Source organism: Microlunatus ginsengisoli, from assembly GCF_039537205.1.
GTDB lineage: Bacteria > Actinomycetota > Actinomycetes > Propionibacteriales > Propionibacteriaceae > Microlunatus > Microlunatus ginsengisoli.
Genome location: NZ_BAABAB010000006.1, coordinates 278858 through 285084, shown reverse-complemented (window position 1 = coordinate 285084; position 6227 = coordinate 278858). Strand labels below are relative to the sequence as shown.

Genomic DNA, 6227 nt, shown 5'->3' with positions numbered 1-6227 from the left:
CACCGCCTCCCCCGCCCTGGACGCCTCTGGCAGCGCCTCCAACCCGGGATCCCCTGCACTTGCGCCGATCCCCTCCGGCCGATCACCGGTACTCGGGTAACTCGTCACGGCAACATCTCCTTTCCTGAGACGGCTGTCGGATACCCCCATGTTTACGCCGTAAACAGATCGATTCAGGAAGATGTACCCAGCCGGCGCGCGGGGACCCGATCCATGCCCGGCGCGGCGGATCACTGGCTCAGGTCGAGCTCCAGCCGATCCAGCAGTGTCTCCAAGGCGACCTCGAACTCCTCGGCACTGCGGTCCTCGCTGAGCAGATCCCGGAACCTGAGGATGGTGGTCGTCTCGCTCAGATCGAGACGTCCGTCGTCGTTGGGGATCTGGGCATGCCCTTCGTCCAGTGGCTCCTCGATCGGGGAGCTCTCCGCGCCCCGTTGAGCGACCTCCAACAGCAGGGTGCCGAGCAGAAAGCTCGTGAAGCCCCGGTACGCCCCGACGACTTGGCCCTCGGTCAGGCCGTGCCGGAGCAACGTGTCGAGGAAGTCCTCGACGAGTTCGAGGCTGCGCAGCGGCGGACGCAGCCAAGGCGCCGCAGGATGCCTGGTGGCGATCAGCGGAAACGCCCCGGGGTGGTCGGTGGCGATTGCGCGAATGCGATGAGCGAGAGCCTGCAGGTAGCCTTGCCAACTCTCCGTGAGTCGATGGTCCAGACTCTGGCGCACCCCGCCGAGCAACTTCGCGATCACGGCCTCCAACAAGTCCTCGCGGCCGGTCACGTACCGATAGAGCGCCATGGCCTCGACACCGAGATCTTGTCCCAAGCCGCGCATCGTCAGACCTTGCGCACCGCGGCGGTCGATGGAGCTGATCGCTGCCTGCACGATCAGGTCGCGACTGAGCCGGTCGGCCGAACCGGGCGCGTCCGGGTGGTGTCGGCCCGTCACGTCTCGTCCGCGTTCCACCATGCCAACGACCCCCTGGCTGTTGTGGTTCGACTCGGCCACTCCGCGATGCGGGAAACTGGAATGCAGTGAACCTAGCCATCCGCCGCCACGACGAAACGTGCGCAGGAAGCCAAGAGCCTGGTCATCTGGTGCGATCTCGATACCTATGTCCCCGAAACGGCACCTGGCCCGATCCTTCGTCGGCCGGCGCGCACCCTCATCCGGCGGTTGATCTCCGCGGGACCGTCTCGCGATCGAGCGTGCATCGGTCACGGCACGGGGTATCGGCTTGGGTACAGCTCGGCCGGTGGCATCAGCGCGGCGAACAGGGCGCAATTCTGATCGTGCCTGTCGGGGTCGCCGCATCACCGACGCACCGGCCGAGCGCTGTGTCGAGCATGCCCTCGCGGACGGGTACCCCAGAACGCCTCGCAGAGCAGTGAAAGGATTCACAGATGGAATACACACAACTCGGCCGAACTGGACTCCGAGTGTCGCGGCTCTGCCTCGGCACGATGAACTTCGGACCACAGACGTCGGAACAGGATGCACACGCCATCATGGATGCCGCCCACGAGGCGGGCATCAACTTCTTCGACACCGCGAACCGCTACGGCACCCAGCCTGGGGAGACCGAGACCATCCTCGGCAACTGGTTCTCCACAGGCGGGGGGCGGCGCGAGCGTACGGTGCTGGCCACCAAGCTCTACGGCGACATGGACGACTGGCCGAACAACGGCAGGTTGTCGGCCCTGAACATCCGTCGCGCGCTGGATGCGAGCCTGCGCCGGCTGCAGACCGACTACATCGATCTCTACCAGTTCCACCACATCGATCGGAACACCCCGTGGGATGAAATCTGGCAAGCGATCGAGGTCGCCATCCAGGCGGGCAAGATCTTGTACGTAGGCAGCAGCAACTTCGCCGGTTGGCACATCGCCGACGCACAGGCGGCCGCGGCCCGACGAAGCCTCACGGGTCTGGTGTCCGAGCAATCTCTCTACAACCTGCTGGTCCGCGAGATCGAGCTCGAAGTCGCACCCGCCGCGGAGCATTACGGCCTCGGGATCATCCCGTGGTCGCCGCTGCAGGGCGGACTGCTCGGTGGAGTGATCAAGAAGACCGAGGCCGGTGTCCGACGGCTCGAGGGGCGTGCGGCGCAGAGCCTCGAAGCTCATCGCGACGCGATCCAGGGATACGAGCAGCTGGCCGACGAGATCGGGACCCAGCCCGCCACACTCGGGCTCAGCTGGCTGTTGAGCCGCCCGGTCGTCACGGCGCCGATCATCGGGCCGCGGACCCGCGCGCAGCTGGACAGCGCGCTTCCGGCCGTCGAGTTGACGCTGAGCGATGATCACCTGCAGCGCCTGGACAAGCTCTTTCCCGGGCGCAAGACGGCTCCGGAAGACTACGCCTGGTGAGTGCGGGGCTGTGATCGATCCAGCCGGGTCGCGCGGTTCCCTGACTCACTGAATCGCCGGCCACAGCACGCCACGCGGCCCGCTGCACGCCGCCTCGAGCCGGTCGGACGTTCGTCCAGGGCCGGCGGCTGCGGCCCGCCGCGCGGTCACCGCCCGGACGGCCGTGCCGGGTGTCTGGTCAGGATCTGGTCAGCGTGGCGAGCCGGTGCAGGCGGTGATCGATGTCGACGATGGTCGCGTCGAACGCGGCGTCGGTGTCGACCCTGACCGGGTCGGGGATCGACCAGTGCAGCCGCGGCAGGGCGGGATCGAGCTCTTCGTGGGCGCTGTCGCAGACCACGATCACCAACTCCTCCCCGCCGAGCAGCCCGGCCAGCCCGGTCGGGCTGGCGTCGTCGAGCCGCAGACCGTGCCGGTGAGCGGCGGAGACCGCTCGGGGATGCACCGCGGGCCCGGGGTGCGTGCCGGCAGACGCGGCGGGGATCGGGCTGAGTTGCCCCCAGCGGGCGGCGGCCAGCTGGGACCGCGCCGAGTTCGCGGTGCACACGAACACGACCCGGGACGCGGACAGATCGACGCCGGCAGGCAGCCGGCCGGACAAGGCGGCGACCCAGACCGCCGGATTGTCCTCGCGAAGGCGGAGATAGCTGCGGCGCCGGTCCCCCTCCGACCGGACCCGGTCGATCACGCCAGCCTGCTCCAGCACCTGCAGATGATGCGCAAGGAGGTTGCTGCCGATCCCCAGCTCGCCGGCAAGACCGCCCGGCGACAGGTCGCCGGCCACCAGCCGGTCCACGACCGCCAGCCGTACGGGCTCGCCGAGCGCGGCGAACACCGCCGCTCGGGCTGCCGTCTCACCCGCGAAACTCAATTTGCCTCCATTGATATTGACTCAAGTATCGTTGAGGCATGTTGGAAGTCAAGGTGCCGTTGCGGCGTCGCCTGATCGCGGAGTTCTGCGGCTCCGGGCTGTTGGTGACCGTGGTCGTCGGGTCGGGCATCGCGGCCGAAGCCTTGTCCGCCGACGACGTCGGACTGCAGCTGCTCGAAAACAGCACCGCGACCGTGTTCGGCCTCGCGGTGCTGATCCTGATCTTCGGACCGGTGTCGGGCGGTCACTTCAACCCGGTCGTGTCCGCGGCGGACTGGCTGCTCGGCCGGCGCGCTGGCACCGGACTGAGCGGGGCCGAGGTCGCCGCCTACAGCACGGTGCAGGTCGTCGGCGCAGTGCTGGGCGCGGTGCTGGCGAACGTGATGTTCGACCTGCCGGCGATGCAGATCTCCGCCACCGACCGGGCCAGCGTGAGCCACGGGATCGGTGAGGTCGTCGCCACCGCGGGCCTGGTGCTGCTGATCATCGCCCTCGCCCGCTCGGGCCGGGCGGGACTGTCCGCCGCTGCGGTCGGCGCCTACATCGGCGCCGCCTACTGGTTCACCAGCTCCACCTCGTTCGCCAACCCTGCGGTCACGATCGGGCGCATCTTCTCCGACACCTTCGCCGGGATCGCGCCGTCTTCGGCACCGTTGTTCATCGCGGCCCAACTCATCGGCGCCGCCGCCGGGCTCGGGCTGGTGCTGCTGCTGTATCCCGACGCACCGCAGGCGGCGGATCGGGTCGTCGTGCCGCACCCCGCGACCACCACCACATCCACATCGAAGGAGACCTGAGACCATGCCCAAGCCGAGTGTGCTGTTCGTCTGCGTCCACAACGCCGGCCGATCACAGATGGCGGCCGCCTTTCTGGCCTATCTCTCCGCCGGTGCGGTGGAGGTCCGCTCGGCGGGGTCCGCGCCGGCCGACCAGGTGAACCCGGCCGCGGTCGCGGCGATGGCCGAGGTCGGCATCGACATCGCCGCCGAGCAGCCGAAGGTCCTGACCGACGCCGCCGTCCGGGCGTCCGACGTGGTGATCACCATGGGCTGCGGTGACACCTGCCCGTTCTATCCGGGGAAACGCTACGAGGACTGGGTGCTGGACGACCCGGCCGGCAAGGGTGTGGAGGCGGTCCGGCCGATCCGCGACGAGATCCGCCGCCGGGTCGAACTCCTGCTGGGCGAGCTCGTCCCCGCCTGACAGCGCGGGATCACGCTGAACGCACTCTCGTCTTCTTGCGCGTTGCGGAGCCGCCTTGCGGCGCCACCGTCAGCTCCACCGTCGCCCGAGACGGCCCGCAGCATCCGGCAGCCGTCGCGTCCGGGTCGTCGAACACCCCGGATCCGCCGCAGACACCGGTCTCCGGCAGAACCAGATCGATCCTGGCCGCCGCCTCGTGGTCGCCGGCCAGCTCGGCGGCAACGCTGCGGACCTGCTCGTATCCGGTCAGCGCCAAGAATGTCGGCGCCCGCCCGTAGGACTTCATCCCCACCAGAAAGAACCCCTGCTCCGGCTGCGCCAGCTCGCGGGCGCCGTGCGGACGAACCGACCCGCAGGAGTGGACGTTCGGATCGATCTCGGGTGCCAACTCGCGAGGCGCCTGCAGCACCGGATCCAGATCCAGCCGCAGTTCCGACACGAACGACAGATCGGGCCGGAACCCGGTCAGCACCACCACCAGATCGGCCCGATCCAGCCGGCGCCCGTCCTGCCCGACCAGCACCGCGCCGGCACCGTCCATCGTGATCTGATCGGTCCGGAATCCGGTCACCGGCCGAACCCGGCCGTCTTCGACCGCCGCCTTCGCGCGCAGACCCAACGCTCCCCGCTGCGGCAGCGCGTCAGACGCGCCACCGCCGACTGCGTCACCGACCTGGCCGCGACGCAGCACCCAGGTCACCCGGGCCCAGCCGGCCAGCTCGATCACCGCGGTCATCGCGGAGTGCCCACTGCCGACCACCACCACGTGGCCGCCGGCCAGCCCCGCCATCTCGGCCGGAGCCGGCGGTCGATAGGACACCAGGCCGAGCTCAACCGCTGCCGCCTCGCCGAGCGCAGGCAGACCGTCCGCGCCGGCCGGGCCCGGGATGGCCCAGGTGCCGGACGCATCGATCACCGCCCGGGCCTCCAGCCTGTACTCCCCAGCCGGACCGGCAACCGACACGGTGAACGGCTGGTTCTCCCGGCCCGCACTGACCAGCCGGTCCCGGCTCCGGCGAGATACCCCGACCACTCGCGCTTCGTACCGGACCCGACCAGCCAGCACCGCCGCCAGCGGTGCCAGGTAGCGCTCGACCCACTCCCCACCGGTCGGGTAACCACTGCTCGGCGCCGTCCACCCCGTCGGAGCCAGCAACCGGGCGGCCGCGCCGTCGACCAGCTCCGGCCACGGCGAGAACAACCGCACATGCGACCACTCCCGCACCGCTGCAGCCGGTCCAGCCCCGGCCTCCAAGACCAACGGCTCCAATCCCCGCTCCAGCAGATGCGCCGCCGCCGCCAGCCCTTGCGGCCCGGCACCGATCACGACCACCGGCAATCCACTCATCCCGCACCTCGCACTCATATTGATACTTATCGATATGAACTGTAGCCATCCATCGACAAAAGTCAATACGTTCGTGGCAGACTAGATCCATGACGACCCGAACCCTTCCCCTGGCCGACGACGTGGCCGTCTGCTGCTCCCCGGTCACCGGCGGCGTCCTGGACGACGACGTCGCTGCGCGGCTCGCGCAGATGTTCAAGGCACTCGGCGATTCGACCCGGGTGAAACTGGTGTCCCTGATCGCGGCCGCCGACGGCGCCGAGGCATGCGTCTGCGACCTTCTCGAACACGTCCAGCTCTCACAGCCGACCGTTTCCCACCACTTGAAACAACTGGTCGACGCCGGCCTCATCAGCCGCGAACAACGCGGCAAGTGGGCCTACTACAGCATCCAGAGCGAGACACTCGCCGGGCTGGCCGACGCCCTCAGGCCCCGCTGA

7 protein-coding genes are annotated in these 6227 nt (G+C 69.1%); 4 read left to right on the top strand and 3 right to left on the bottom strand.

Going from position 1 to position 6227, the window contains the following annotated elements:
- Positions 1-230: 230 nt before the first annotated feature.
- The gene (locus ABD747_RS05125) at positions 231-1280 is read right to left on the bottom strand and encodes a TetR/AcrR family transcriptional regulator (protein ID WP_344802027.1); all 1050 of its coding nucleotides are present in this window, start codon (positions 1278-1280) and stop codon (positions 231-233) included.
- Between the two features lie 119 nt (positions 1281-1399).
- Between ABD747_RS05125 and ABD747_RS05120 the strand changes: the two genes are divergently transcribed.
- Positions 1400-2365, top strand: a complete 966-nt coding sequence (locus ABD747_RS05120; RefSeq protein ID WP_344802025.1) for an aldo/keto reductase — start codon at positions 1400-1402, stop codon at positions 2363-2365.
- A 178-nt stretch (positions 2366-2543) separates the two neighbouring features.
- Here ABD747_RS05120 and ABD747_RS05115 read toward each other — a convergent pair whose 3' ends face one another.
- Complete coding sequence (locus ABD747_RS05115; protein WP_344802023.1) at positions 2544-3236, bottom strand: arsenate reductase/protein-tyrosine-phosphatase family protein; 693 nt, start codon at positions 3234-3236, stop codon at positions 2544-2546.
- A gap of 38 nt (positions 3237-3274) precedes the next feature.
- On the opposite strand from ABD747_RS05115, the gene ABD747_RS05110 reads away from it, so the two are divergent.
- A complete protein-coding gene (locus ABD747_RS05110) occupies positions 3275-4033 on the top strand; it encodes an MIP/aquaporin family protein (protein WP_344802021.1) in 759 nt (252 codons plus the stop codon).
- A 4-nt stretch (positions 4034-4037) separates the two neighbouring features.
- Complete coding sequence (locus ABD747_RS05105) at positions 4038-4439, top strand: arsenate reductase ArsC (protein WP_344802019.1); 402 nt, start codon at positions 4038-4040, stop codon at positions 4437-4439.
- Between the two features lie 10 nt (positions 4440-4449).
- On the opposite strand, the gene ABD747_RS05100 is transcribed toward ABD747_RS05105, so the two are convergent.
- Positions 4450-5787, bottom strand: a complete 1338-nt coding sequence (locus tag ABD747_RS05100; protein WP_344802017.1) for an NAD(P)-binding domain-containing protein — start codon at positions 5785-5787, stop codon at positions 4450-4452.
- An 89-nt stretch (positions 5788-5876) separates the two neighbouring features.
- Between ABD747_RS05100 and ABD747_RS05095 the strand changes: the two genes are divergently transcribed.
- Positions 5877-6227 (top strand): ArsR/SmtB family transcription factor, encoded by a 351-nt coding sequence (locus ABD747_RS05095; RefSeq protein WP_344802015.1) that lies wholly within the window; start codon positions 5877-5879, stop codon positions 6225-6227.

Excerpts from the sequence above, each read along its gene's own strand:
- ABD747_RS05105 (WP_344802019.1), top strand. The coding sequence starts at position 4,038 with ATGCCCAAGCCGAGTGTGCTGTTCGTCTGCGTCCACAACGCCGGCCGA.
- ABD747_RS05120 (WP_344802025.1), top strand. The coding sequence starts at position 1,400 with ATGGAATACACACAACTCGGCCGAACTGGACTCCGAGTGTCGCGGCTC.
- ABD747_RS05100 (WP_344802017.1), bottom strand. The coding sequence starts at position 5,787 with ATGAGTGGATTGCCGGTGGTCGTGATCGGTGCCGGGCCGCAAGGGCTG.
- ABD747_RS05095 (WP_344802015.1), top strand. The coding sequence starts at position 5,877 with ATGACGACCCGAACCCTTCCCCTGGCCGACGACGTGGCCGTCTGCTGC.
- ABD747_RS05110 (WP_344802021.1), top strand. The coding sequence starts at position 3,275 with ATGTTGGAAGTCAAGGTGCCGTTGCGGCGTCGCCTGATCGCGGAGTTC.